The organism is Pseudonocardia sp. 2-7 (assembly GCF_056341085.1).
Map to the genome: position 1 here is coordinate 3534282 of NZ_CP094507.1, position 26378 is coordinate 3560659.

A 26378-nucleotide genomic window follows, 5' to 3' on the forward strand; every position below is an offset into this window, starting at 1 on the left:
GCGAGGCGGGCGCAGGACTCCACAACCGGTGATCATGGACGGGATTCGCACCTGCGACGGGGTGTGCGGGATCAGGACCGTTGGGGAGCGGGTCCCGCCACCCTGCGGGGATGCCACCGCCCTCCCCCGTCCGTTCGCCGGTCCCGCTGCGTGACCTGCTCCTCGCGCAGGACGGCGTCCTGTCCGCGGCCCAGGCCCGGGCCACCGGGCTGTCCCGGCAGTCCGTTCGACGACGGGTGGCCCGCGGCGAGTGGGTCGACCTGCACCCGGGCGTCCTCGCCGAGGCGACCCGCGTCCCGACCGCGGCGATGCGCGTCCGGGCCGCGGCGCTCTGGGCCGGACCCTCCGGGCTGGTCCACGGGCCGGCCGCCGCGTGCTGGAGCGGGATGATCGACCGGTGGCCCCGCGACGTCGGGGTGACGCTCCCCCGCGGCACCCGGCGGCTCGCGCCCGGCGGCATCGCGCTGCGGCGGCGCGACGTGCCCGGTCCCGACCGGGCCTGGATCCGGGGCGTCGCCGTCACCGCCGCGCACCTGACCGTGCTGGAGACCTGCGCCGTGCTGCCCGACGGGGCCGCGTTCCTCGACCGGGTTCTGCAGCGCCGCGTCGTGCACCCGGCGCTGCTGCACGAGGCCTACTGCCGCAACGCGGGCGCGCACGGCATGGCCGCGGCGCACCGGTTGCTGGTGGCCGCGCTCGACCGCGCGGACTCGGAGCTGGAACGGATGCTGCTGCGGCTGCTGCGCGCCGCCGGGATCGGCGGCCCCGTCCGCGGGCTGCCCGTGGGCGGCGGGCGGGAGGTCGATCTGGCCTTCCCCGCCGAGCGGGTGGCGATCGAGCTGGACGGGTGGGCCTGGCACACCGACCCCGACCGGTTCCGGGCCGACCGGGCGAAGGGGAATGCTCTCGTCGCTCGGGGGTGGACGCTGTTGCGCTTCACCTGGCACGACGTGCACGACGCACCCGAGGGCACCGTCGCCGCGATCAGGCGGGCCCTGCGTCGGTGATCACCGGTTGTGGAGCGGAACGTCCGCCAGGCGGGCGGAGGACTCCACAACCGGTGATCAAGCGGGTGGGACGGCTCAGACCGACGCGGGGGCCGGCACCAGGGTGTGCATCCAGCCGTGCGGGTCCGGGGCCGCGCCGCGCTGGATCGCGGTCAGCGCCTCGCGCAGCTGCAGGGTGACCGGGCCGGGCTCACCGTTGCCGACGGTCACCTCGCCGCCGCTGTGCTTGACCGTCCCGATCGGGGTGATCACCGCGGCGGTGCCGCAGCCGAACACCTCGGTCAGCACGCCGCTCGCGGCGCCACCGAGCCACTCCTGGCCGGAGATGCGGCGCTCGACCACGGAGATCCCGAGGTCCTTCGCCACCGTGATCAGCGAGTCCCGGGTGATGCCGGCGAGCACCGAGCCGCGCAGGTCCGGCGTCGCGACCTCGACCGAGCCGTCGTCGGAGCGGAAGACGAAGAACAGGTTGTTCGAGCCCATCTCGTCGATCCACTGGCGCTCCTCGGCGTCGAGGTAGGCGACCTGGGCGCAGCCGTGCTGGGCGCCGACCGACTGCGGCAGCAGCGACGCCGCGTAGTTCCCGCCGCACTTGGCGGTGCCGGTGCCGCCGAGCGCGGCGCGCGTGTACTCGGTCTCCAGCCACACGTCCATGGGCTTGACCCCGCCGGCGAAGTACGGCCCGGCCGGCGACGCGATGACCGAGTACAGGTACTCCGACGACGGCCGCACCCCCAGCCCGACCTCGGTCGCGATCATGAAGGGCCGCAGGTAGAGCGAGTCCTCGCCGCCGGCCTCGGGCACCCACTCGGAGTCGACCGCGAGGAGCTCGGACAGCGAGGCGAGGAAGAGGTCCTCGGGGAGCTCGGCCATCGCGAGCCGGCGCGCGGAGCCGGCGAACCGGGCGGCGTTGGCGTCGGGCCGGAACGACGCGATCGAACCGTCGGGCTGGCGGTAGGCCTTGAGCCCCTCGAAGATCTCCTGCCCGTAGTGGAGGACCATCGAGGACGGGTCCAGTGTCATCGGGCCGTAGGGCACGACCGCCGGGTCGTGCCAGCCGGTCCCGGCGGTCCACCGGATCGTCACCATGTGGTCGGTCATGTACCGCCCGAAGCCGGGGGCGGCCAGTACGTCGGCGCGCCGCTGCGGGGACGCCGGGGCGGGGTTGCGTGTCACGGAGAACTTCGGCGCGCTCATGGCCCAGACGGTATCCCCGCTGTCCACGGGGCAAACAGTCGGATTCCCGAGGAACGGGAGCCGGTGGGCCCGCTCAGCGGACGTGCGAGGGCACCAGGGGCGGCTTCACGACCTCCACCGGCAGCACACGTCCCCGGACGTCGATCACCAACGCGTCGCCGACGGCCACCCCGCCCGCGGTGTCGACCAGGGCCAGCGCGACGCCGGTGCGCAGCGTCGGGGAGAACGTCCCCGAGGTGACGACGCCGACGGGGCTGCCCCCCTCGCCGTCGAGGACGGTCATCCCCGCCCGCGGGACACCCCGCCCGGTCGCCCGCAGCGCACGCAGGCACCGTGCCGGGCCCGCCGCGCGCTCGGCGAGCAGGGCGTCGCGGCCCCAGAACGCCGGCTTGTCCCAGCCGACCGCCCAGCTGCTCCCGGCCTGGACCGGGCTGATCTCGGTGGACAGCTCGTGGCCGTGCAGCGGGTAGCCCATCTCGGTGCGCAGGGTGTCGCGCGCCGCGAGACCGCACGGTCCGCCGCCGACGCCGCGGACGGCGTCGAGCAGGGCGTCCCACATCGCCGGGGCGGCCTCCGCGGCGAGGACGACCTCGTAGCCGAGCTCGCCGGTGTAGCCGGTGCGGCAGATCCGCACACCGCCGTCGTTCAGACCGCCCTCGAGGTCGGTGAACGCCATGTAGTCCAGGTCCGCGACGCCCTCCCCCGCGGCACCGAGCGCCGCGCCCAGCGCCTCGGCGGAGCGGGGCCCCTGGACGGCGAGCACGGCGAGCTCGCGGTGCCGGTCGGTGATCGTGACGCCGGGCGGGGCGTCGGCGGCGAGCGCGGACACGATCCGGGTGGAGTTCGCGGCGTTCGGGACGAGCAGCAGGTCGTCGTCGGCGGCCAGGTAGACGATCATGTCGTCCTCGACGCCGCCGCGGTCGTCGCAGGCCAGGGTGTACTGGGCGCGGCCCGGGCCGATCCGGCCGAGATCGTTGGTGAGGCAGGCGTTCAGGTGCGCGGCCGCGCCCGGCCCGGAGATCGGGACGGTGCCCAGGTGGCTGACGTCGAACAGGCCCGCCGTCTCGCGGACCGACGTGTGCTCGGCGACGGTGCCGCCCGGGTAGGAGATCGGCATCGACCACCCCCCGAACTCGCCGAGGGTGGCGTCGAGGGCGACGTGCCGGTCGTGCAGCGGGCTGGGCAGGAGCTCGTCGGTCACGCCCGCGACCCTATCGGCCTCAGGCCGCCTGTTCCTCGGGATCGCTGTGGCGCACGGGTTCCTCGGCCGCCGTGCCGGCGCGCGAGCGCGCCGTGACGGCGCACAGCACCCAGCCCGCGGCGAGCGCCCCGGCCGTCGCGACCAGCGGCCACGGCGGCATCGACGCGGCGACGGCCAGGCACCCCACCCCACCGGCGACGGCGACGACCGCCGCCCGCACCGGGCGTCCCGGCAGGCGGAGCACCGCGGCGTGCAGCACGGCGTGGTGGACCAGGGCCGCGACGACGGTGACGACGATCGCGGTCGTCGCGGACAGCAGCAGGGTCATCGCCAGGGTGAGCACCCCCAGCGTCAGGTCGGCCACCCACGGCGTGCCGCGGGACCCGCCCCGGCCCAGGAACGCGGGCAGCTCCCCCTCGCGGGACAGCCGGGCGGCGCCGGCCGCGGCCCGCGACAGCGCCCCGAGCAGTGCGGCGATCGTCGCGGCGGCGGCACCGACCCGCACCAGCACCCCCACCTGGGCGCTGCTGCTGGTGTCCATCAGCGCGGCCAGCGGGGCCGACGCCGACGCCAGCCCGGACGCACCGAGCCCGCGCAGCAGGGCCGCCGACAGCAGGAGCAGCAGCACCGTCGTGATCACGACGGCGAGTGCGGGGGCCCGGCGGATCGCCCGCACCGGGTCCCGCAGGCTGCCCCCGAGCTCGGCGACGCGGGACAGCCCGGTGAAGGCGAGGAACACGAACCCGGCGGCGGCGAGCACGCCGAGCGGGCCCGGCTCGATCGCGGCCTGCAGCGTGGCGACGGCCGGGTCGTCGGGCGTCCCGGCGCCGTCGCCGGCGATGCCGGCTCCGGTGGCTGCGGCGGGCATCGCCGAGGACAGCACCGCGTGCGGCCCGTCCGACCGCAGCCCCACCACGATCGCGACGGTCAGGGCGAGCAGCGTGCCCACCACCAGCCCGCGCGCCGCACCGGGCGAGATCCGCACCCCGAAGGCGTTCACCGCGACGACGGCGAGCACCGCCACCACCGCGATCGTGACCGGCTGGGTGGGCAGCACGTAGGCGCCGAACACCAGCGCCGCGGCCGACCCGGCGGCGGCCCGCGAGGTCACCCGCGCGACCGCCCCGAGCCGTAGTGCGGGGGCGGGCAGGTCACCGCGGGCCAGCTCCGGACCGGCCGGGCGGGCGAGCGACAGGTGCGCGGTCGAGCCGACCACGCCGAGCGCGAGCAGCGCGGCGAGGAGCACCCCGAGCGGGAACCAGGTGCCCGCCGACGCGGCCGCCGGGCCGAGCGCGGCGTACAGCCCGGTACCGAACGTCGCCGAGAGGGCGACGACGACCGCGGTCACGGTCGGGATCCGGTACGGGGGGCGGGGCACCCGTTCACCTTCCCATCCACCCCTGTGCCGCGCGGCGCCGCGGGGGTGTCATTACCATCTCGGTCCGGTCTCGTCGTCCTGCCCGCCACCCGGCTCCCCACCCACCCGGCGGACGGGACACGTGCACCGGCCACGCAGGGTGAGATCGGGCGATCTGGAGCCACTCGTCCGATACCCACCGTTCCCGTCCGACCCCGAGGAGTGCCACCCGTGCCGATCGACGTCCCGACTCTCCCGCAGACCGCCGCACACAGCGGTGCCGAGCCGGAGGCGGTCGTCGACGCCGTCGTGGTCGGTCTGCACGCCCCCGCGGCCGACGCCGCCGACGGCACCGGCCCGGCGCTGGCCGCGAGCGCCGCCGGCGTCGACACGGCGTTCTCCGGGGAGCTGCTGGAGCTGCTCACCACCGTCGGCGCGACCGGGAAGGCCGAGCAGGTCGTGTCGCTGCCGACCCGCGGCGCGCTGTCCGCGCCGCGGCTGGTCGCGGTCGGTCTGGGCCGCCCCGCCGAGGGACCGAAGGCGTCCGAGGCGGTCCGCCGCGCCGCCGGTGCCGCCGCCCGCACGCTGGCCGGGACCGGCTCGGTGCTGAGCACGCTGTCCGCCCTCGACGCCGAGGCCGCGGTCGTCGGCGCCGTCCTCGGCGGCCACCGCTTCGACCGGCACCGGACCTCCACCGACGCCGCGGCCGTCCCGGTCGGCAGCTGGTCGTTCACCGGCGCCGACGACGCGGCCGTGCGGCGGGCGACGCTCGTCGCCGAGGCCGTCACCACCGCCCGGGACCTGGTCAACACCGCGCCGAACGTGCTGGTCCCGGAGACCTTCGCGGCGCATGCGGTGGCGCTGGGCGAGCGCGCCGGGCTGGTCACCGAGGTCCTCGACGACGCCGGGCTGCGGGAGAACGGCTACGGCGGCGTCACCGGCGTCGGGAAGGGGTCGGCGAACCCGCCCCGGCTGGTGCGCCTGACCTGGAACGGCGGCCCGGCCGCGTCGAAGCGGGTCGCGCTCGTCGGCAAGGGCATCACCTTCGACACCGGCGGCATCTCGCTCAAGCCCAACGCCGGCATGGCCGACATGACCTCGGACATGGGCGGGGCGGCCGCGGTCGTCGCGACCGTCGTGCTCGCCGCGAAGCTGGAGCTGCCGGTCACGGTGACCGCGACCGTACCGATGGCGGAGAACATGCCGTCGTCGACGGCGTACAAGCCCGGCGACGTGCTGACCATGTTCGGCGGGACCACCGTCGAGGTGCTCAACACCGACGCCGAGGGACGGCTGATCCTCGCCGACGCGATCGTCCGTGCCGCCCAGGACGACCCCGACTACCTGGTGGAGACCTCGACGCTGACCGGCGCCCAGCTCGTCGCGCTCGGCATGCGCACCGCCGGGGTGATGGGGTCGGACGAGCTGCGCGACCGGGTCGCCGCGCACGGCACCGCCGTCGGCGAGGACGCCTGGGCGATGCCGCTGCCGGAGTACCTGCGCGGCGAGCTGGACTCGCGGGTGGCCGACATCAGCAACGTCAGCGGGCAGCGGTTCGCCGGGATGCTGCTGGCCGGGGTGTTCCTCAAGGAGTTCGTACCCGCCGGGCTGCCGTGGGCGCACATCGACATCGCGGGGCCGTCGTTCAACACCGGCGGGCCACGCGGCTACACCACCAAGGGCGGCACGGGGGTGCCGGTGCGCACCCTGCTGGCGTTCCTCGAGGACGTGGCCGCGAACGGCTGAGATCACCCGTTCGTGAGATCATATGTGCCCTGATCGTCGGGGGGGCCGTTGACAAGCACGTACGACGGGGAGACTGAGCCCGGGGAGCTGTTCGGCCATTACCGGCTGATCCGGCGGGTCGGCAACGGCGGCATGGGCGAGGTTTGGAAGGCCGTCGACCCGACTGAGGGCGGCCGCGAGGTCGCTCTCAAGTTGTTGCTTCCCCACTATTCCGACCTGCCGGAGTTCCGGGCCCGCTTCGAGCAGGAAGCGATCCTGGCGGCGCGGCTGGCCGAACCGCACAGCGTGCCGGTGCACAAGACCGGCGAGATCGACCGCCGTCTGTTCATCGACATGCGGTGGATCGACGGACGGACTGCGACGTCGGCACTTCCCTCCGCCGGATTCGATCCGGCGCGGGCCGTCGAGATCATCCGGTCGGTCGCGTCGGCCCTCGAGGCCGCTCATCGGCTCAAACTGCTGCACCGTGACGTCAAACCGTCGAACATCATGATCACGTCGGATGACTTCGTCTACCTGATTGATTTCGGACTGGGCCGGAGCATCGACGCACACACCTCCGGCGGGCTGACCCGTCCTGGCGACCTCTGGGGCAGTCCTGGCTACATCCCGCCGGAGCGACTCGCAGGAGAACCCGACACAGTGCGCGGCGATATCTATTCCCTGGCCTGCGTCCTGTTCGAACTGCTCACCGGGACCAAGGCATTCAGCGGGGCTGACATCGGTGGACAACGACCGCGACCGCACTCTCTCCGTCCAGCCGTGCCACGGCAGTTCGACAACGTGCTCGCGCTCGGCCTCGCGCACGATCCAGCCCATCGTCCGGCATCTGCCCTAGCTCTGTCCGAGATGGCGGAGCGTGCACTACGCGACTCCTTCCGACGGCGCCGAACTGATGCCCAGCCGAAGACACACCCTCCCGACGGCCGGGCTCAGGGCGGCGGGAAGTCCCACCCGCGGGGCCCGATAGGCGACAACGAACCGCCACGCACTCGAGACGAACCGCCACGCACTCGACCGGATCCCCTCGCCGCGCACCGGGACCGCGAAGCCCCGCCACGGCCGTCGGTGTCGAGGCCCCCAGGGCGGCCACGCCTCCTACCCGGTGTCATCGGGGTCACGGCAGCCTTCGTGCTCGCCGGCATCGTGTATCTCGCGACACAGGGGATTCCGTCCAGCGGAACTCCTACGCCCGCCGTAGTGCCCGCGATCCGCGTCGGCGCCGCGCCCGACTCACTCGCTGTGGCTCCTGACGGTGAGACGCTGGTCGTCTCGGACCCACAGGATGGCACCGCCAACGTCATCGATCTCGCCGAACGTCGGGTCACCGCCGAGATACGGGTTGGCACCGATCCGCGTGCCGTGGCCATCGATGCCACGGGACGGCGCGCCTATATTGCGAACGCCGGTACAGGCACGGTGTCAGTCGTAGATCTGCGTTCCCGGACGGTGACCGCGTCGATACCGGTAGGAGATCGACCCACCGCACTCGCCCTCCAGGGGAATGGGGCCCGACTGTTCGTCGGGAACGAACAATCCGCCGATGTCGCCGTCGTGGACACCCGCTCGAATGCGGTCGTCGACACGATCTCGGTGGGATTCATGCCGTGGACGACTATCGAAGGGCTCGCGGTGGACGATGCGGGTCGAACCGTGTTGGTGACCGTCGACAGCAGCCTGCAGAGCGACACCGTCGCAGTGCTCGACATCGGGGAAGGTCGGACACGAGGCGAAATCCCGGTCGGCGAGACTCCGCAGGGCGTCGCCATATCCTCGGACGGTCGCCTCGGCTACGTGGCCGATCAGGACTCCGGGACGGTCACGGTCGTCGATGTCGGGAATCTCGCGGTGGTCACGACCGTCGCGGTCGGCGGAAGCCCCTCAGGCGTCGTAGCGCACGGTGGCAGGATCTACGTCGCTGGATCCGACAGCGGGGCCGCCGCTCTGGACGTGCGGACGAACCGACCGCTACCCGTGTTGACGGGTACGGGAGAGATGACGGCCATCGCTATCGCCCCGGACGGCCGATCCGCGTTCCTCCTCAGCCCCGAGTCCCCCGAACTGACAGAGGTCGATCTGAGCTGAGGCGCGACGCCTCCTATCGCGTCAGCGGTCCTGCAACGCGTCCAGCGCGACGGCGAAGGCGGCGGCCAGGCGGAAGTCGATGCGCGGGTCCGGGACGGAGACGTCGTAGGAGTCGCGCAGCGACCACCGCCGGTCGCTGCTCATCAGCAGCGTGCCGCCGGAGTCCTCGGTGACGTCGAAGTGGTACGGCAGCGGCAGGTTCTCGGCCACCCGGCGCAACAGGGCGACGCCGAGGCTGCGCTCGCGCCCGGTCGCGGCGACGCCCGGCGCGGTCAGCGTCCAGGTCGAGCGCAGCAGGCTCGCCCCGAACCGCTTGCCGAAGGTGCCGATCACCCGGCCGTGCTCGTCGAGGACGTCGTGCTCGGCGCGGACGTCGAGACGCTGGCGGGCGCGGAAGGAGAACACCGCGCGGGAGCGGCTGTCGTCGGACCAGAAGGTCACCTGCTCCTTGAAGGCGAACCGCTTCTGCTGCGCGAACGCCATGAGCGCGCCCGCGCTGCCGTCGGGGTTCGCGGCGTGCACGTCATAGCGGTTCACGCCGAGGGTGATCCGCTGGCGGACGAGGAAGCGGGGCAGGTGCATCGCGGCCGTCACGGGGCCCGAGTCTGGCCGGACCGGATCCGGGCGGCGACACCGGACCGGGGGTTACCCACGGGTAGGGCATACTGCCGCCCATGAGCCGGCAGCGTCGTCGACACGAGGTCCCCGCGCACGCCCCCCGTTCCGCGGTGGTCACCGGCGCGGCCCGCGGCATCGGCGAGCAGATCGCCCGCGAGCTCGTCGGGCGCGGCTACCGGGTGCTGGTCACCGACCTCGACGAGGCCGCGGCGCAGGCCACCGCGACCCGGATCGGGGCGGCCGCCGGCACCGCCTGCGACGTCACCGACCCGGCCGCGTCCGCGGTGGCGGTGGCCCGGGCCCGCGAGCTCGCGCCGCTGGGCGCCTGGGTGAGCAACGCCGGCGTCGGCTTCGACGGCACCGTCACCGACATCGCCGAGGCCCGCGCCCGCGCTCTGGTCGAGGTCAACCTGCTGGGCCCGATCTGGGGTGCCCGGGCCGCGGTGACGGCGTTCCGCGAGCAGGCGGCGGCGGGGACCGCCCGCGGCGGCGAGATCGGCGTGACCGTGTCGCTGTCCGGCCTCGGCCCGGTTCCGGGCCTGTCGGTGTACGCGGCGTCGAAGGCGGGCGCCCTGTCGATGGTGTCCGCGCTGGCCTCGGAGGTGCGCCGGGAGGGCATCGGGGTGCACGCGGTCTGCCCGGACGGGGTGAACACCGAGCTGCTGCGCTCGATGACGCCCGGCGGCCAGGGCCAGGCGCTCGTGCGGTCCGGGGTGCTGGTCACCCCCGAACAGGTCGCGACGGCGCTGGTCGGGATGTTCGGCACCGGCCGGGTCTACCGGACGCTTCCCGCCTGGCGGGGCGCGCTGCTGCGCCTCACCGCGCTCGCACCCGGGCCCGCGCTGCGCCTGGAGCCCGCGATGCGGGCGCTCGGCGAGCGGCGCGCCCGCTCGCTGCGCCCCTGACCCGGCGGGTCAGGCGTCGCGGTCCTCGGCCCGCAGCTCGCGCAGCATCCGCTCCCGGCGCTCGCGCTTGCGCAGGGCGCGGTCACGGGCGTCGTGCTCGCGCATCCGGTTCGGGTACCCGACGAGCTGCACGTCGTAGATCGGCATCTGCAGCGAGCGGGCCAGCTTCTTCGCCGCGTTCGGGTTCGCGACCCGCCTGCGGGTCCACTCGCCGTCGTGGGCGACGAAGACCACCGTCGTCTCCGTCACGGTCGTGCGCGGTTCGACGAAGGCCTCGACCCCGATCCGGGCGGCCGACCACTCACGCAGGTGGGCCTCGCCCTCCGCGTACGCGCCACGCCTCCCGCCGGAGCCGGATCCCCGGCCGGACCTGGGGCCCGACGGTCCACGTGACCGGAACAGGTCGAGCAGACCCATGCGCGTCGTCCTCTCGTCGATCCGGTCGCACCCCTACGAACCGGACACGGTAGCTCCGAGTGCCCAACGACCGGGATCACGGATTTGCTCCCGACACCCCAGTGGCGCAGTCGCGGCCGGATGACAAGATGGTCGCCGCGTAGCGGGGTCCCGTCCGGCGGAGCCGGTCCACCGGCGGTGACCCCCGGAGGGAGCTGATCGGTGTCCGACCCGGACGCTCGTTCCGCCGACCTGGTGATCCTGGGCGGCGGCTCCGGCGGCTACGCCTGCGCGCTGCGGGCCGCGGAGCTGGGCCTGTCGGTGGTCCTGGTCGAAAAGGACAAGCTCGGCGGCACCTGCCTGCACCGCGGCTGCATTCCCACCAAGGCGCTGCTGCACGCGGCCGAGGTGGCCGACCACGCCCGCGACGGCGCGCAGGTCGGTATCCGTTCCACGTTCGACGGCGTCGACATGGCCGGGGTGAACGCCTACAAGGACGGCGTGGTCTCCCGGCTGTACAAGGGACTGCAGGGCCTGGTCGCCTCGCGCGGGATCACCGTGGTGCCCGGTGCCGGCACCCTGGAGGGCCCCGGCACCGTCCGGGTCGGCGACGAGCGCATCACCGGCCGCCACGTCGTGCTCGCCACCGGCTCCTACGCCCGGTCGCTGCCCGGCCTGGAGCTGGACGACCGCGTCGTCACCTCCGACGCCGCGATCTCCCTCGACGAGGCCCCGCGCCGGGTCGTCGTGCTCGGCGGCGGCGTGATCGGCGTCGAGTTCGCCAGTGTGTGGCGCTCGTTCGGGGCCGAGGTCACGATCGTCGAGGCGCTGCCGCGGCTCGTGCCGAACGAGGACGAGTTCTGCTCCACCCAGCTGGCCCGGGCGTTCCGGCGGCGCCGGATCACCACCCGCACCGGGGTGCGGTTCGCGAAGGCGACCCGCAGCGGCGACACCGTCACCGTGTCGCTGGAGTCCGGTGAGGAGATCGAGGCCGACCTGCTGCTGGTCGCGGTCGGCCGCGGCCCCAACACCACCGGTCACGGCTTCGCCGAGGCCGGCGTCGCGATGGACGGCGGCGTCGTGACCGTCGACGAGCGGCTGCGCACGAACCTCGACGGCGTGTACGCCGTCGGGGACGTCACCCCCGGCCTGCAGCTCGCCCACCGCGGCTTCGCCCACGGGATCTTCGTCGCCGAGGACGTCGCGGGGCTCGCGCCCCGCCCCGTCACCGACGACGGCATCCCGCGCGTCACCTACTGCGACCCCGAGGTCGCCTCGGTCGGGCTGACCGAGCAGGCCGCGCGGGACCTCCACGGCGAGGTGCACACCCTGACCTACGACCTGGCCGGCAACGGGAAGTCGCAGATCCTGCAGACCTCCGGGGCGGTCAAGCTCGTCGCCCAGGGGCCCGCCGGACAGGGCGGACGCGTCCTCGGCGTGCACATGGTGGGCTCCCGGATCGGGGAGCTCGTCGGAGAGGCGCAACTGGTCTACAACTGGGAGGCTCTGCCCACCGACGTCGCCGCCCTGATCCACGCCCATCCCACACAGAGCGAGGCCCTCGGAGAGGCCCACCTCGCGCTGGCCGGGAGACCGCTGCACACCCACGGCTGATCCCGGCCCCACAACCCGAACACCCACGCGGAACAAGAGGAGCTCCACCCGACATGGCCGTCACCGTTGAGATGCCCGCCCTGGGCGAGAGTGTCACCGAGGGCACCGTCACCCGCTGGCTCAAGGCCGAGGGCGACACCGTCGAGGTCGACGAGCCGTTGCTCGAGGTCTCGACCGACAAGGTCGACACGGAGATCCCGTCGCCCGCCGCGGGCGTCCTGAAGCGCATCATCGCGGGCGAGGACGACACGGTCGAGGTCGGCGGCGAGCTCGCCGTCATCGGCGACGCCGACGAGGCCGACGACGCCGGTTCGTCCGACTCCGGCTCCTCCGGGAAGGCCGCGGAGCCCGCGGAGTCCGAGGCGGAGCCCGAGCCCGAGCCGGAGCAGGCCGAGGAGGAGGCCCCGGAGCCGTCCTCCGGTGGCTCGTCGTCCGGTGGGGGCTCCGGCACCCCGGTCACGATGCCCGAGCTCGGCGAGTCGGTCACCGAGGGCACCGTGACCCGCTGGCTCAAGCAGGTCGGCGACGCCGTCGAGGTCGACGAGCCGCTGCTCGAGGTCTCCACCGACAAGGTCGACACCGAGATCCCCTCGCCGGTCGCGGGCACCGTGCTCGAGCACACCGTCGCCGAGGACGAGACCGTCGAGGTCGGCGCGCAGCTCGCGCTGGTCGGCGACGGCTCCGCCGCCCCGGCGCAGGACGAGGCGCCGAAGCAGGAGAAGGCCCCGGAGAAGAAGGAGGAGCCGAAGAAGGAGGCTCCGAAGGCCGAGCCGAAGCCGGAGCCGAAGGCCGAGCACCCCAAGGCCGAGGAGAAGCAGGAGAAGGCCCCGGCCGGCTCCGAGGACTCCCCCGCCGGGAGGATCGAGCCCTCCTCGAACGGCTCGGGCTCGGGTTCGGGCGAGAAGCCCTACGTGACCCCGCTGGTGCGCAAGCTGGCCCAGGAGCACGGCGTCGACCTCGACTCGGTCACCGGCTCCGGCGTCGGCGGCCGCATCCGCAAGCAGGACGTCCTCGCCGCCGCCGAGCAGGCGAAGGCCCCGGCGCAGGAGAAGCCGTCCGCCCCGGCGGCGCAGCCCGCCTCCGGTGGTGCGCCCCAGGAGCCGAAGGCCGTCCCGACCCGCGCGGACAACGCGCCGGAGCCGGGCACCACGGTCAAGCTCCCGCGCCTGCGCCAGGTCATCGCGCAGCGGATGAACGAGTCGCTCGCGACCTCGGCGCAGCTGACCACCGTCCAGGAGGTCGACCTCACCCGCATCGTCAAGCTGCGGAACCGGGTCAAGGAGGACTTCAAGAAGCGTGAGGGCGCCAACCTCACCTTCCTGGCGTTCATCGCCAAGGCCACCATCGAGGCGCTCAAGGCGTTCCCGTCGCTGAACGCCTCGATCTCCGAGGACAACAAGCAGGTCACCTACCACGGCTCGGTGCACATGGGCATCGCCGTGGACACCCCGCGCGGCCTGCTCGTGCCGGTGATCAAGGACGCCGACGACCTGTCGCTGGCCGGGATCGCCAAGAAGATCGCCGACGTCGCGGCCCGCACCCGCGACTCCAAGATCGGTCCGGACGAGCTGTCGGGCGGCACCTTCACGATCACGAACATCGGGTCCGCGGGCGCGCTGTTCGACACGCCGATCATCAACCAGCCCCAGGTCGCCATCCTGGGCACCGGCGCGATCTCGAAGGAGCCGAAGGTCGTCACCGGCCCCGAGGGCGACGACGTCATCGCCGTCCGCTCGGTCTGCTTCCTGCCGATGACCTACGACCACCGCCTGGTCGACGGCGCCGACGCCGGCCGCTTCCTGTCCGCGGTCAAGGCCCGGCTGGAGGAGGGCGCCTTCGAGGCCGAGCTCGGCCTGTAGGCACCCCCGCGACACACGGCGGCCCGTCCCGGTCCACCCGGGGCGGGCCGCCGTCGTCACCGGTCCGGGTGAACGGGTGACGATGGTCGCGGCATGTCCGGCTCGCGCGTCCGCCCGGGACCGGGAAGGATCGCGGCCGTGCGAGTCGTCGTGGCCGGTTCGTCCGGACTGATCGGAACAGCCCTGGTCGCCCACCTGAGGGGCGCGGGGCACGAGGTGCTGCGCCTGGTGCGGCGCACCCCCGCCGCCCCCGACGAGCGCGGCTGGGACCCGCCCGCCGGCACCGTCCAGGACGGCACCCTCGACGGCGCCGACGCGGTCGTGAACCTCAACGGCGCCGGCATCGCCGACCGCCCGTGGACCGGCGCCCGCAAGCAGCTGATCCGCGACTCGCGCAACGTCCCCACCGACGTCCTCGCCGAGGCCGTGGCCCGGCACAAGGTCCCGGTTCTGGTCAGCGGGTCGGCCGTCGGCTACTACGGCGACACCGGCCAGGTCGTCGTCGACGAGTCCGCGCCGTCGGGCTCGGGGTTCCTCGCCGACGTGTGCCGGGACTGGGAGGCCGCCGCCGCCCCCGCCGTGGACGCCGGCGCCCGGGTGGTGCTCGTCCGCACCGGCCTGGTCCTGTCCCCCTCCGGCGGGCTGCTCGCGATGCTGCGCCCGCTGTTCAAGGGGTTCCTCGGCGGGCGCATCGGCAAGGGCACCCAGTTCATGCCGTGGGTCTCCCTCGACGACCAGGTCGCGGCGATCCGGTTCGCCGTCGAGACCGAGGCCCTGTCCGGCCCGGCGAACGTGACCGGCCCGGTGCCGGTCACCAACGCCGAGTTCACCAAGGAGATGGCCGCGGCGGTCGGGCGGCCCGCGCCGTTCCCGGTGCCCGGCCCGGTGGTCTCCACCGTGCTCGGCGAGATGGGCCGCGAGATGCTGCTCGGCGGCCAGCGGGCGGTGCCTGCGGCGCTGCTCGAGGCCGGGTTCCAGTTCCGCCACCACACCGTCGGCGACGCACTCTCGGCCGCGGTCGGGTCATGACCCCGTCCGACGTCGACGTCCTGGTGGTCGGGGCGGGCCTGTCCGGCCTGCGCGCGGCCACCGTGCTGCACCGGCACGGGCTGACCGTGCGCGTGCTGGAGTCCGCCGACCGGGTCGGCGGGCGGATGGCGACCGACGTCGTCGACGGGTTCCGCTGCGACCGCGGGTTCCAGGTGCTCAACACCTCCTACCCGGCGCTGCACGCCGCGCTCGCCCCGCACGGGCTCGACACCCTGGCCGCGCGGCCCTTCGAGCCCGGTGCCGCCATCCGGGCCGGCGACGGCGAGCTGCACCGCTTCGTCAACCCGCTGCGCCGCCCGGCGTCCGCCCCGGCCACCGCGCTGGACGACCTGTTCGGCCCGATCGAGAAGGCCAAGCTCGTCGCGTGGACGGCGAAGGTGCTGGCCTCGCCGCCGTCGCGGACCGCGACGCTGGTCGACTCCTCGGCCGCCCGGGACCTCGACGCCGCCGGGCTCGGCGGCGCGGTCACCGACCGGTTCCTGCGCCCCTTCCTGTCCGGTGTGCTCGCCGAGACCGCGCTGGAGACCTCGGCCGCGTTCGTGCGGCTGGTGTGGCGCAGCTTCGCCCTCGGCACGGTCGTCGTGCCCGACGACGGCATGGAGGCGCTGCCCCGGCGGCTGGCCGCGGCCCTGCCCGAGGGCACCGTGACGCTCGGGACCCGGGTGCACGCCGTGCGCGGCGGGCCCGCACCCGCCCTGGACACCGACGACGGCACCCTGTCCGCGCGGGCGGTCGTCGTCGCGGCGGACCCGAGGACGGCCGCCGCGCTGCTGCCCGGGGTCGCCGAGCCGCGGATGAACGCGCTGACCACGTTCTTCCACGTCCCGCCGCAGGCCCCGACGGCCTCCCCGCTGCTGCACCTGGACGGCACCGGCGGGCCGGTCGTCAACACGATGGTGATGACCGCGGCCGCGCCGGGCTACTCCGCCGACGGGCGCCCGCTGGTGGCGTCCTCGATCGTCGGGACCCCGGGGTCCACCGGGGTCGACGAGCCCGCGGTGCGCCGCGAGCTGGCCCGGATCTGGGGTGCCGGCACCGACGACTGGGCGCACCTGCACACCGCGCAGGTCGACGAGGCGCTGCCGCTGTTCGAGGCGGGGCGCCCGGTGCGCCGCGACGTCGACCTCGGGGAGAACCTGTTCGTCGCGGGCGACCACCGCGACACCCCGTCCACCCAGGGTGCGCTGGTCAGCGGCCGCCGGGCCGCGCAGGCCGTCCTCGCCCGGCTGGGCGCGGCGTAAGCTCGCCGCCATGCCCGCACCGCATCTGTCCTGCCGCGCCGGAACCGACGACGTCCGGGTCGACCGGCTCGGGCGCGTGGAGTACCAGGCGGCGTGGGACACCCAGAAGGCGCACGCCGAGGCCCGCAAGAACGGCGGGCCGGACGTGCTGATGCTGCTCGAGCACCCGCCCGTCTACACCGCGGGGCGGCGCACCCGGCCGGAGGACCGGCCCACCGACGGCACCCCGGTCGTCGACGTCGACCGCGGCGGGCGCATCACCTGGCACGGGCCGGGGCAGCTCGTCGGCTACCCGATCGTCGCCCTCGGTGAGCCGATGGACGTCGTGGACTACGTCCGCCGCCTGGAGGAGGCCCTCATCCGGGTCTGCCACGACCTCGGTGTGACGAGCGCCGGCCGGGTCGAGGGGCGCTCCGGCGTCTGGCTGCCCGCGCAGGGTTTCACCCCCGAGCGGAAGGTCGCCGCGATCGGCGTCCGGATCGCCGGCGGGGTCACCCAGCACGGATTCGCGATCAACTGCGACGCCGACCTGGGCGACTTCGGCAGGATCGTGCCGTGCGGGATCGCCGACGCCGGCGTCACCACCCTGACCGCGGAGCTGGACCGGGAGGTGACCGTCGACGAGGTCGCCGGCCCGGCGGCCGCCGCCGTGCTGGACGCGCTCGACGGCCGGCTGCCGGTGGCCGAGCACCCGGTCGTCCGCCAGGTCGACCTGATGTCCGGCCTGGGCTGATCCCCCGGCCCCGGTGCCTCAGGCGAGCTGGGGCACCACCGTCGCGGCGAAGTCCTCGATGTGGGCGAGGTCGGACAGGTCGAGGACCTGCAGGTAGACCCGGGTCGTGCCGGTGGTCTCGGCCCACCGGCCGAGCCGGTCGACGATCTCGCCGGGGGTGCCGGCGAGGCTGCTCGCGCGGACCTCTGCGGCGTCGCGGCCCACCGCGGCCGCGCGGCGGTCGACCTCCGAGTCGTCCTTGCCCAGGCACAGCATCTGCGCCACCGAGTACGTGAGCGAGCCCGGGTCGCGCCCGGCGGCGGTGCACGCGTCGCGGACCCGGCCGAACTGCGCGGCGACGGCCTCGGGCTGCTGGAACGGCACGTTGAACTCGGTGGCGAACCGGGCGGCCAGCGCCGGGGTCTTCCTTTTCCCCATCCCGCCGACGATCACCGGCGGCGCGTCCTGCACCGGGCGCGGCAGCGCCGGGGAGTCGGTGACGGTGTAGTGCCGTCCCTGGTGGGTGAAGCGCCCGCCGAGCGGGGTCGCCCACAGCCCGGTGAGGATCTCCAGCTGCTCGGTGAGGATCTCGAAGCGCTCGGCCAGCGGCGGGAACGGGATGCCGAGCGCCCGGTGCTCGGCCTCGAACCAGCCCGAGCCGAGCCCGACCTCGACGCGGCCGCCGGACATGTCGTCGGCCTGCGCGACGGCGACGGCGAGCGGCCCGGGCAGCCGGAACGTCGCGCTGGTGACCAGGGTGCCGAGCCGGATGCGCTCGGTCTCACGGCCGAGCGCGGCGAGGGTCACCCAGGCGTCGGTCGGGCCGGGGAGACCGCTGCCGTCGCCCATCGCGACCCAGTGGTCGGAGCGGAAGAACGCGTCGTAGCCGGCGTCCTGCGTGGTGCGGGCGACCCGCAGGAGGTCGGTGTAGCGGGCGCCCTGCTGGGGCTCGGTGAAGATCCGGAAGTCCACGGGGCGCGACGCTAGCCGCACCGGCCCGCCCGCGCCGCCCGACCACCGGCGGCGGCCGCGGGGGCCCGCTCGCTACGGTCGCGTCGTGCACCCGATCCCCGACCAGACCGGCCGGACCGTCGTCGTCACCGGCACGACCTCCGGGCTCGGTCTCGCGCTGTCCACCGCGTTGGCCCGGGCCGGGGCCCGGGTGCTGATGACCGCCCGCGACGTGACCCGCGGCCGCGCCGCGGCACGCGGGGCCGGTGGTGAGCTGGTGCTGCTGGACCTCGCCGACCTCGGCTCGGTGCGGGCCGCTGCGGCGGAGATCCGGGAACGCACCGGGGACCGGGTGGACGTGCTCGTCAACAACGCGGGCGTCGCGATGGGGCCGCGTGCGGACACCGCGGACGGTTTCGAGCTGCAGATCGGCACCAACCACCTCGGGCCGGCCGCACTGACCTGGCTGCTGATGCCCGCGCTGCGGGCCGCCGGCGACCCGGAGCGGCCGTCGCGGGTCGTCACGACGTCCAGCCTGGGCCACCGCACCGGCCGGCTCGACCCCGACGACCTGGGGTGGCGGCGCCGGCGCTGGTCCCCGAACGCGGCCTACGGCGCGTCGAAGCTGGCGAACCTGCTGTTCGCCGCGGAGCTGGACCGGCGGCTGCGGCTGTCCGGGGACCCGGTGCTCTCGGTGGCCGCGCACCCGGGGATGACCGAGTCGTCGCTGCTCGCGAACTCCTTCCGGCGGGGCGCGACGCTGCAGGCGCGGCTGTTCGCACCGTGGGAGCGCCGGCTCACCTCCCCGGTGTCCGAGGGTGTCGGGCCGCAGCTCGCCGCGGTGACGGGGCCGGTCCACGGCGGCGACTACCTGGGCCCCACCGGGCTCGGGGAGGCCCGCGGCCCGGCCGGTCCGGCACGGCGCTCGGCGGCCGCGCAGGACCCGGTGCTCGCGGGCAGGTTGTGGCAGGTCACGGCCGCCGCGACCGGCATCACACCGGACCCCGGGCGTAGGCTGGGCGCGTGACCATCGCACCCGAAGGCCGCAAGCTCCTCCGCCTCGAGGTCCGCAACAGCGAGACCCCGATCGAGCGCAAGCCGTCCTGGATCCGCACCCGCGCCAAGACCGGTCCGCAGTACACCGAGCTGAAGGGTCTCGTCCGGTCGGGCGGCCTGCACACGGTGTGCGAGGAGGCCGGCTGCCCCAACATCTACGAGTGCTGGGAGGACCGGGAGGCGACGTTCCTCATCGGCGGGGAGCAGTGCACCCGTCGCTGCGACTTCTGCCAGATCGACACCGGCAAGCCGGCCGACCTGGACACCGACGAGCCGCGCCGGGTGGCGGAGTCGGTGCAGCAGATGGGGCTGCGCTACTCCACCGTCACCGGCGTCGCGCGCGACGACCTCGACGACGGCGGCTCCTGGCTCTACGCCGAGACCGTCCGCAAGATCCACGAGCTGAACCCGGGCACCGGCGTCGAGCTGCTCGCCCCGGACTTCAACTCGATCGACGACCAGCTGACCCCGGTCTTCGAGTCGCGCCCCGAGGTGTTCGCGCACAACCTCGAGACCGTCCCGCGGATCTTCAAGCGGATCCGCCCGGCGTTCCGCTACGACCGGTCGCTGGAGGTCATCACCAAGGCCCGCGAGTTCGGTCTGGTCACCAAGTCGAACCTGATCCTCGGCATGGGCGAGACCCCCGACGAGGTCACCTCCGCGCTGCAGGACCTGCACGACGCGGGCTGCGAGATCATTACGATCACCCAGTACCTGCGCCCGACCAAGCGCCACCACCCGGTGGAGCGCTGGGTCAAGCCCGAGGAGTTCGTCGAGCACTCGAGGGCCGCCGAGCAGATCGGTTTCGCCGGCGTGATGGCCGGGCCGCTGGTGCGCTCGTCCTACCGGGCCGGCCGGCTCTACGCCCAGACCGTGGCCCACCGCGGCGAGGAGCTCTCCCCCGCCCTGGCGCACCTGGCCGACTCCGGCCCGGCCGCGCAGGAGGCCAGCTCCCTGCTCGCACGCGGCTGAGACCTCCTCGCACCGTCGATCACCGGTCGGAAGTAGGCTGGTCACATGCCCGGCAAGCCCCGTAAGCCCTCGCCCGAAGAGAAGAAGGCGCTCAAGGCCCAGAAGAAGGCCGCGTCGAAGCAGCGTCGCCAGCAGATCTGGCAGGCGTTCCAGATGCAGCGCAAGGAGGACTCCAAGCTCCTCCCGATCATGATCGGCGTGTTCGTCGGGTCGATCGTGGTCGTCACGCTCATCGGGTGGCTGCTGGGCCTGGTCTGGTTCTTCGTGCCCTTCGGCATCCTGATCGGCGCGCTGGCCGCGTTCAGCATCTTCGGCCGCCGCGTCCAGAAGTCGATCTACGTGAAGGCCGACGGGCAGCCGGGCGCCGCAGGCTGGGCGCTGGACAACATGCGCGGCCAGTGGCGGATCACCCAGGGCATCGCGGGCACCACCCACCTCGACGCGGTGCACCGGGTCATCGGGCGGCCCGGGATCATCTTCGTCGCCGAGGGGGCCCCGCACCGGGTGAAGACCCTGCTCGCACAGGAGAAGAAGCGCACCGCGCGGGTCGCCGGCAGCACCCCGATCTACGACGTGATCGTGGGCAACGAGGAGGGCCAGGTCCCGCTCAAGGGCCTGCAGCGCCACCTCATGAAGCTGCCCCGCAACATCTCCGCCGCCGAGATGGACTCCCTGGAGGGCAAGCTCAACGCCCTCGGCAGCCGCTCGGCCGCGATGCCCAAGGGGCCGATGCCCCAGGGCGCCAAGATGCGCAGCATCCAGCGCACCGTCCGCCGCCGCTGACCCCGCCGCCGGCCGGCCGGCCCGCCGGGTCAGTCGGTCGGGTCGCCGGACGCCGGCTCGCCGCGCAGGTCCGCCAGGACGCAGTCCGCGCAGGTGCTGCCGCCGGGCACCCGGTAGTACAGGCAGCAGGACCGCCGCCGGAACGTCCAGGCGTGGTCCGGCGCCACCGGGGCCCGCCGCTCCCCCGTACCGGTCAGCCGGGGGTGCTCCAGCAGGTCCGCGGCGACGGCGGCGACGGCGTCCGCGGCGTCGGGGCGCTGGATGTCGAGCACCCGCTTGGCCCCCGCGACCGACGACGCGACGTTGCCCCACAGCACCGTCCCGGACACCCCGAAGCGCTCGCCCGCGATCTCCACGAGCGGGGTGAGGACGTCGTCGACCAGCGGGGCCAGCGCGTCCGGCCCGGGGAACGGGCAGCGCACCACCCGGGGCGGGTCGAGCGCGACGACGTCGCCCAGCGGCGTGGCCGACCACCACAGCGTCTCCGGCCGCAGGTCGACCAGGACACCGTGCAGGGCCAGCGCCGCGACCGGCCCGGACAGCAGCTTCGCCGCGAGCCCCTGCACCGCGATCGACGCGGCGATCCGCCGGCCCAGCGGCGGCTCGGCCCCGAGCGCCACCCGGGTCCGTTCGACCCGCTCCAGCAGCGCGTCGGGGGCGAGGACCGCGGCGAACGGGCGGACCGACCGTCCGCCGGCCCGCTCCTCGGTGACGTCGAGGAGCTCGAAGAACGGCCCGACCGCCGCGAGCCCGGCCAGCACGTCGCTCACCGGCGGGGTGGTGGCCGGACGCGCGATGTCGGTGTGCTCCGTGGTCACCGGGGAAGCCTCGCATCCCTGATCGTCCCGGTCGAGCCGTTCGTGAGGGTCCCGGCGACCGGTCCGACCCACAGCACCGCCCCCGCAGCGGCGACGACGGTGAGCGCCTGCGCCGCCGTCGACGACGCCACCAGCGCGGCGAGCACCGTCAGCCAGAGGAGGCTCCGCGCGGTCGCCCGTCCCGTCGCCGTCGCCGCGGCCGGGAGGCGCGTCACGGCCGGGCACCGGCCGGCCCGGGCAGCGGCAGCCCGGTCACGATCCGGGCCGCCGCCGCGCCCGCGCGGCGCCCGTGCGGCCGGCCCCCGGCCCCCTCCGGGCCGGCCGGCACGGCCGGCCCCGGACCGGGTTCGGTGAAGGCGGGCCGGTCTGCGGGCAGCGTGGTGTGGTGCACGACCACGGAGCCGTCGGCGTCGATCCCGACGCCGACGTCGAGCCGGGACCGCTGCGCCGCCCGGTGGGCCAGCGCGACGACGCCGTCGGGGCCCCCGACGGCGTCCGGGTCCGGCCAGGTCGTGACCGGGACGCCCTCCTCCTCGGCGCCGGCCAGCACCTCGCGCAGCACCGGGTCCGGGATGTCCGGGTGGTGCCCGACGACGACCGACGGCGGCTCCGAGGCCGACGCCGGGCCCGGGTGGCTCATGCCGCCGGCTCCCCGCTGCTGACCAGCGAGCTCGCGTGCGCGTCGACCAGACCGGAGGCGACGGCGTTGCGCGGGCCCTCGGTGCCGTGCACGTTGCCGGTACCGCAGACCACGCCCGACCCGGCGAGCGCGTCGGCGATCATCTGCGGGATCTCGAAGTCCAGCGCGGACCCGCCGAGCAGCACGACGAAGTCGAGCATGCGCAGCGACCCGCTCGGGGCGACCTGGCGCAGCGCCCGCAGCGCGTTCACCACGAACACCCGGCGCTTCGCCTCCCGGCGCACCCGCACGACGTGGTCGATGGAGTGCCGCGTCGTCACCGGGACGGGCCCGTCCGGGGTCATGACGACGACCCGGGCGAACACGTGCGAGGGCAGCGGCTCGGTGAAGAACTGCACCGAGCCGTCCTCGTGGCGGATGTGGAAGAAGCTCTCCACCTTCGCCAGCGGGAACCACTTGACCTGCTCGGCGGTCTCACGGTCGTCGAGCGCCAGCTCGGAGTCGATCAGCTTGGTGACCAGCTCGCCCGCGCCGGCGACGTGCACCGCGGTGCACGTGCCGTCCCGCAGCAGCAGCGCCGCGTCGGTGGAGCCGCCGCCCATGTCGAGGATCGCGATCGGCGTGTCGGTGCCCGGGGTGGTCAGCGCCCCGCGGACCGCCATCTCGCCCTCGACGCCGCCGATCCGGGCCGAGCAGCCGAGCGTCTCGGCGACCCGGTCGGCGACGACCTGCATCCGGCTGCGGCTGGTGCGCACCATCGCGGCGAGCGCGACGGCGTTCTCCAGCGACACCTCACCGGCCAGCCCGCCCCGCACCTCGCGCGGGACGAACGTGTCGATGGCCAGCACGTCGCGGATCCGGATCTCCCCGGCCGGCTGCCCGGTCACGTCGGTCATCGTGTCCCGGACCTGGGCGAGCATCCCGCCGACGTGCGTGCCGGGCTGGCCGGTCGCGTCGTCGAGGGGCTGCACCCGGGCCAGGGTCTCCATGATCTCGTCGGCGCCGGCGTCGACGTCGACCCGCAGGGTCTTGCCGGCCCCGGTCAGGACCAGCTCCCCCACCGGGACGCGGCGGTCGGTCACGTCCCCGGCCGGGGTCCGGACGACGACGGCCGAGCGGTTCCCGGTCAGCGCACGCGCCACCGGCGCGACCTGCCGGGTCTGGTCGGGGTCGAGCCCGAACACCGTGGCCAGACCGTAGGAGTCCGACAGGGTCCGGATGGTGCGCCCCGGCAGGGCGACCTCCACCGCCGCGGACATGCCGAGCGGCACCCGCTCGACGGCGCCGACCTCGTCGACGATCGGGATCGAGACGTCGATCCGGTTCGCGACGAGCACCGCATCGTCCTGCGCCAGCACCGCCGCGACCAGCTCCAGGCCGCGTCCGAGCGCGTCGTTCAGCACCCGCGCGACGCGGTCGAAGTCCCACCCGCGCCCGACGACGGCGATCACCGGTCCCTCAGGGACCGGACCGGGGCCGGTGAGCTCCTCCACCGCGACGGTGACGCCGACCCCGATCCCGCTGCCGCCCGGCGTCGCCGGGTTGTGCCCGATCATCGTGGACTCGGTGATGATCGTCTCGGTGATCGTCTCCATGGCGAGGCCACTGATCACCGGTGTCGCCTCGTTGAGCAGCACCTCGTCCAGCTCGTCGGCGGAGCGCCGGGCCCCTTCCAGGGCCCGGCGGACTGCCGTCACCGCGCCGTCGGTGTTGTCCGGGGTCCCCTTGACCCCGGTGGTGCGGGTCAGGGCGGTCCCGAGGTAGGTGACCCGGCCGCCGGCGTCGATCGAGGCCACGCAGGCCTCGGTCGTCGAGTTGCCGATGTCCACGCCCACGACCAGCCGCGAGCCGTCCGTCCCGTGCACCTGTGTCTCCTTCAGCCTGCGACCGGTGCGCCGAGGGCGACCTCGACCGGACGCACCCCGGTGCGGATCTGCTCGAACTCCTTGAGGTGCAGCAGCGCCGCCTTGGCCTGCCAGCGGGGGCGGGCCATCTGGTCGTTGCGGGTCGGCACCGGCTGCGGCGACTCGCCCTTGGCGTACTGCGCGGCGTTGGAACCGATGCCGCGGAACACCTCGGCGTCGAGCAGCGGGGACTGCGGGAACAGCTCCAGGTTCGACAGCCGGGCGAGGTCCTTCTGATGGATCATCGTGGTGCCCCGCGACAGCAGGCCCACGCAGATCCCGGAGCCGGACAGCTTCGCGCCGGTGTGGGCGATGGCCGCCAGGTCGGCGGTGTCCCACACCCGGATCAGCCGCGACGTCACGCCCTGCTCCTCGATGCCCGCCATGAGCTGGCGCAGCACCTCGGCGTGCGGGACGTCGACGATCGTGCGGGTGAAGAACCCGGCGAACGCCGGGGACACCGCGATGACGACCTCGTCGGGCCGGGTGCCGCGCTCGGCGGGCCCGCTCTCGGTGAGCGACAACGGGTTCTCGGTAGCGGTGCTCACGAGACCTCCTCCTCGGGGTTCTCGGCGCTGGTGACGTGGCGCAGCTTCTTCAGGGCGTTCCACCGGTCGCCGGTCAGGCGGTAGCCGGTGCCGGGACCGGCGTAGTCGTTGGCGTCGTTGATGGCGGCCTGCGGGACGAAGTTCTCGTCGAGGATCGCCGAGGTCTGGAGCAGGTCGCCGGACACGCGCTGGCGCAGGACCTGCAGCAGGTTCTCCGCGACGTCGTGGAAGCCGGTGCGCTCCAGGATCTTCACCAGGTCGAGGCCGGTGATGCCGCGGTCCATGACCGACTGGGCGCCCTTGAGGTCCTCGAGGACCTCGCGCAGCGGGTAGTCGGCGCTGGAGTTGGCGTAGGTGGCCGCCTCGATCTCCTCGTCGGTGATCCGCGGCAGGTCCAGCTCGGCGAACACGGCCTGCATCGCGCGGGCCGCCTTCTCGCGCACCGCGAGGATCTCCGGCTCGCGGACGTGGCGCAGGCCGCCGTCGATCTGCAGGTCGCGCTGGATGGTGTTCCAGTCGTCGTAGTCCTCGACGTCGAGGTTCGACCCGGCGAACATGTTGTCCGAGTTCGGCACGCCGGAGAAGCCGGAGCACACCAGGTCCTGGCCGGACAGCAGCTGCGGCATGAGCCGGCTGGTGCGGCGCATCGCCGAGTGCGAGAACGACTGGTCGTTGCCGGCCGCGCACTCCAGGTCGACCATGTTGCAGACCAGGTTCTCCGCGGCGACGGCCCGGATGCCGCCGGGGACCGCGCCCGGGACGCCGATGCAGCTGATCGAGCCGTTCTGCAGACCCTGGACGCCGGCGCCCTTGGCCATCAGGATGCAGCGGATCTCGAGGAACAGCATGGAGCGGCCCTCGGCGTTGCCCATCTGCACCTCCGACCCGGTGCCCGAGGTGAAGCGCATCTTGATGCCGCGGGAGGCGTAGGCGCTGGCGAGGAACGACTTCGACCACGGGGTGTCGTCGCCGTCGACGAAGACCGACTCGGTGCCGTAGACCGAGATCGTCTCGGCGTAGCCGGTGATGCCGCGCATGCCCAGGTCGAGCTCGGTGGCCTCCTCCAGCGCGCACTGGGTGATGACACCGCCGCGCCCGGACTGGGCACCGACCTGCAGGCCGATGGCGACGAGCGGGGCGTAACGCAGGACGCCGAGGGTCGTCTCCATCTCGGCGAAGCCGCGCAGCGCGGCCTCGGCGGCGTCGGCCGCGACCTGGATGGGGTTGTCCCGGGCGCTGGTGGAGTGCGCCTGGTTGGCGGGGCTGCGACGGGCCCGCATCTTCTGCATCGCCATCATGATCTCGACGACGTTGAGCAGCTTGACGACGTCGAGCAGCTTGGCCGGGGTGAGGCCGCGCGTGATGTCGAGCAGATCGGCCCGGGTCACGCCCGGGTCGACGAGCATCCGCGCGATGTCGGTCGAGGGGATCGCGGTGGCCCGCTCGGCGACCTCGACGTCGATCGCGTGGTCGGCGATGAAGGTGTCCATGAAGTCGAACTCGGAGCGCTCGCGCCCGTCCATCTCCACGATCACGCCGTTCTCGACGCGGACGCTCGGCTGCGGGTCGAAGTCGCTCTCCATGGCGACGAGACCCTTCTCCGGCCATTCCTCGACGAAGCCGTCGAGGTTGACCGGGCGGGACTCGAGCATGTCGGTGCGCTTGGAGGTCCGGGCCCCGGTCGCCGGGGTGCCCGCCTCGGGGAGGGTGCTGGTCAT

Annotated in this window: 24 protein-coding genes; 12 read left to right on the forward strand and 12 right to left on the reverse strand. The window is 74.2% G+C overall.

The genetic code is table 11. The annotated features are described in order from the left end of the window. The first annotated feature begins 110 nt into the window (after window positions 1–110). Window positions 111–1007: a DUF559 domain-containing protein gene (locus MTO91_RS17010; protein ID WP_476651851.1), complete on the forward strand. Its 897-nt coding sequence runs from the start codon at window positions 111–113 to the stop codon at window positions 1005–1007. A gap of 75 nt (window positions 1008–1082) precedes the next feature. Here the strand turns inward: MTO91_RS17010 and MTO91_RS17015 are convergent, their stop codons facing one another. From MTO91_RS17015 to MTO91_RS17025, 3 genes are all read right to left on the reverse strand, one after another. Further along, window positions 1083–2204 carry a branched-chain amino acid aminotransferase gene (locus MTO91_RS17015; protein WP_346102736.1) on the reverse strand — a complete coding sequence of 374 codons (1122 nt, stop codon included), beginning with the start codon at window positions 2202–2204 and terminating at the stop codon, window positions 1083–1085. A 73-nt stretch (window positions 2205–2277) separates the two neighbouring features. Beyond that, window positions 2278–3405 (reverse strand): glycine cleavage system aminomethyltransferase GcvT, encoded by a 1128-nt coding sequence (gene gcvT, locus MTO91_RS17020; RefSeq protein ID WP_476651853.1) that lies wholly within the window; start codon window positions 3403–3405, stop codon window positions 2278–2280. A 19-nt stretch (window positions 3406–3424) separates the two neighbouring features. Beyond that, complete coding sequence (locus MTO91_RS17025; RefSeq protein WP_476651855.1) at window positions 3425–4783, reverse strand: APC family permease; 1359 nt, start codon at window positions 4781–4783, stop codon at window positions 3425–3427. Window positions 4784–4999: 216 nt separating this feature from the next. Between MTO91_RS17025 and MTO91_RS17030 the strand changes: the two genes are divergently transcribed. Further along, window positions 5000–6508: a leucyl aminopeptidase gene (locus tag MTO91_RS17030; protein ID WP_476654908.1), complete on the forward strand. Its 1509-nt coding sequence runs from the start codon at window positions 5000–5002 to the stop codon at window positions 6506–6508. A 48-nt stretch (window positions 6509–6556) separates the two neighbouring features. Continuing rightward, the gene (locus tag MTO91_RS17035; protein WP_476651856.1) at window positions 6557–8593 is read left to right on the forward strand and encodes a serine/threonine-protein kinase; all 2037 of its coding nucleotides are present in this window, start codon (window positions 6557–6559) and stop codon (window positions 8591–8593) included. 21 nt (window positions 8594–8614) lie between these two features. Here the strand turns inward: MTO91_RS17035 and MTO91_RS17040 are convergent, their stop codons facing one another. Continuing rightward, on the reverse strand, window positions 8615–9187 hold the full coding sequence (locus MTO91_RS17040) for an LURP-one-related family protein (protein WP_202968194.1): 573 nt from the start codon (window positions 9185–9187) through the stop codon (window positions 8615–8617). Between the two features lie 80 nt (window positions 9188–9267). On the opposite strand from MTO91_RS17040, the gene MTO91_RS17045 reads away from it, so the two are divergent. Beyond that, entirely contained in the window at window positions 9268–10116 is an 849-nt protein-coding gene (locus MTO91_RS17045) for an SDR family NAD(P)-dependent oxidoreductase (RefSeq protein WP_405416543.1), read from the forward strand. A gap of 9 nt (window positions 10117–10125) precedes the next feature. On the opposite strand, the gene MTO91_RS17050 is transcribed toward MTO91_RS17045, so the two are convergent. Continuing rightward, the gene (locus MTO91_RS17050) at window positions 10126–10533 is read right to left on the reverse strand and encodes an oxidoreductase (protein ID WP_208822343.1); all 408 of its coding nucleotides are present in this window, start codon (window positions 10531–10533) and stop codon (window positions 10126–10128) included. Between the two features lie 201 nt (window positions 10534–10734). Here MTO91_RS17050 and lpdA point away from each other — a divergent pair, with 201 nt between their 5' ends. The 5 genes from lpdA to lipB all read left to right on the forward strand — a co-directional run bounded on the left by lpdA (window position 10735) and on the right by lipB (window position 17009). Then, window positions 10735–12126: a dihydrolipoyl dehydrogenase gene (lpdA, locus tag MTO91_RS17055; RefSeq protein ID WP_073574154.1), complete on the forward strand. Its 1392-nt coding sequence runs from the start codon at window positions 10735–10737 to the stop codon at window positions 12124–12126. A 53-nt stretch (window positions 12127–12179) separates the two neighbouring features. Continuing rightward, window positions 12180–13985 carry a 2-oxoglutarate dehydrogenase, E2 component, dihydrolipoamide succinyltransferase gene (gene sucB / locus MTO91_RS17060; protein ID WP_476651857.1) on the forward strand — a complete coding sequence of 602 codons (1806 nt, stop codon included), beginning with the start codon at window positions 12180–12182 and terminating at the stop codon, window positions 13983–13985. 138 nt (window positions 13986–14123) lie between these two features. Then, a complete protein-coding gene (locus MTO91_RS17065) occupies window positions 14124–15014 on the forward strand; it encodes a TIGR01777 family oxidoreductase (protein ID WP_346102720.1) in 891 nt (296 codons plus the stop codon). After that, complete coding sequence (locus tag MTO91_RS17070; protein WP_476651858.1) at window positions 15011–16276, forward strand: NAD(P)/FAD-dependent oxidoreductase; 1266 nt, start codon at window positions 15011–15013, stop codon at window positions 16274–16276. Before MTO91_RS17065 ends, MTO91_RS17070 begins: the two co-directional genes overlap by 4 nt. A 10-nt stretch (window positions 16277–16286) precedes the next feature. Continuing rightward, window positions 16287–17009, forward strand: coding sequence for a lipoyl(octanoyl) transferase LipB (gene lipB, locus MTO91_RS17075; protein ID WP_405416539.1), 723 nt, complete (start codon window positions 16287–16289; stop codon window positions 17007–17009). A gap of 18 nt (window positions 17010–17027) precedes the next feature. Here lipB and MTO91_RS17080 read toward each other — a convergent pair whose 3' ends face one another. Further along, a complete protein-coding gene (locus tag MTO91_RS17080; RefSeq protein ID WP_405416537.1) occupies window positions 17028–17960 on the reverse strand; it encodes an LLM class F420-dependent oxidoreductase in 933 nt (310 codons plus the stop codon). An 85-nt stretch (window positions 17961–18045) separates the two neighbouring features. Here MTO91_RS17080 and MTO91_RS17085 point away from each other — a divergent pair, with 85 nt between their 5' ends. The 3 genes from MTO91_RS17085 to MTO91_RS17095 are packed head-to-tail and all read left to right on the forward strand — an operon-like array spanning window position 18046 to window position 20750. Then, entirely contained in the window at window positions 18046–18966 is a 921-nt protein-coding gene (locus MTO91_RS17085) for an SDR family NAD(P)-dependent oxidoreductase (protein WP_405416536.1), read from the forward strand. Next, the gene (lipA, locus tag MTO91_RS17090; RefSeq protein WP_405416535.1) at window positions 18963–19967 is read left to right on the forward strand and encodes a lipoyl synthase; all 1005 of its coding nucleotides are present in this window, start codon (window positions 18963–18965) and stop codon (window positions 19965–19967) included. Before MTO91_RS17085 ends, lipA begins: the two co-directional genes overlap by 4 nt. A 45-nt stretch (window positions 19968–20012) precedes the next feature. Then, window positions 20013–20750: a DUF4191 domain-containing protein gene (locus MTO91_RS17095; protein WP_062395977.1), complete on the forward strand. Its 738-nt coding sequence runs from the start codon at window positions 20013–20015 to the stop codon at window positions 20748–20750. A gap of 29 nt (window positions 20751–20779) precedes the next feature. Here the strand turns inward: MTO91_RS17095 and MTO91_RS17100 are convergent, their stop codons facing one another. The 6 genes from MTO91_RS17100 to MTO91_RS17125 are packed head-to-tail and all read right to left on the reverse strand — an operon-like array spanning window position 20780 to window position 26378. Further along, the gene (locus MTO91_RS17100) at window positions 20780–21568 is read right to left on the reverse strand and encodes a (2Fe-2S)-binding protein (protein ID WP_405416533.1); all 789 of its coding nucleotides are present in this window, start codon (window positions 21566–21568) and stop codon (window positions 20780–20782) included. Further along, window positions 21565–21783 (reverse strand): hypothetical protein, encoded by a 219-nt coding sequence (locus MTO91_RS17105; RefSeq protein WP_405416532.1) that lies wholly within the window; start codon window positions 21781–21783, stop codon window positions 21565–21567. Before MTO91_RS17105 ends, MTO91_RS17100 begins: the two co-directional genes overlap by 4 nt. Beyond that, window positions 21780–22208: a glycerol dehydratase reactivase beta/small subunit family protein gene (locus MTO91_RS17110; protein ID WP_476651860.1), complete on the reverse strand. Its 429-nt coding sequence runs from the start codon at window positions 22206–22208 to the stop codon at window positions 21780–21782. The genes MTO91_RS17105 and MTO91_RS17110 overlap by 4 nt, the downstream gene beginning before the upstream one ends. Next, window positions 22205–24073 (reverse strand): diol dehydratase reactivase subunit alpha, encoded by a 1869-nt coding sequence (locus MTO91_RS17115; RefSeq protein ID WP_476651862.1) that lies wholly within the window; start codon window positions 24071–24073, stop codon window positions 22205–22207. The genes MTO91_RS17110 and MTO91_RS17115 overlap by 4 nt, the downstream gene beginning before the upstream one ends. Window positions 24074–24084: 11 nt before the next feature. Next, window positions 24085–24660, reverse strand: a complete 576-nt coding sequence (locus MTO91_RS17120; RefSeq protein WP_476651864.1) for a propanediol/glycerol family dehydratase medium subunit — start codon at window positions 24658–24660, stop codon at window positions 24085–24087. Beyond that, complete coding sequence (locus MTO91_RS17125) at window positions 24657–26378, reverse strand: propanediol/glycerol family dehydratase large subunit (RefSeq protein ID WP_476651866.1); 1722 nt, start codon at window positions 26376–26378, stop codon at window positions 24657–24659. The genes MTO91_RS17120 and MTO91_RS17125 overlap by 4 nt, the downstream gene beginning before the upstream one ends.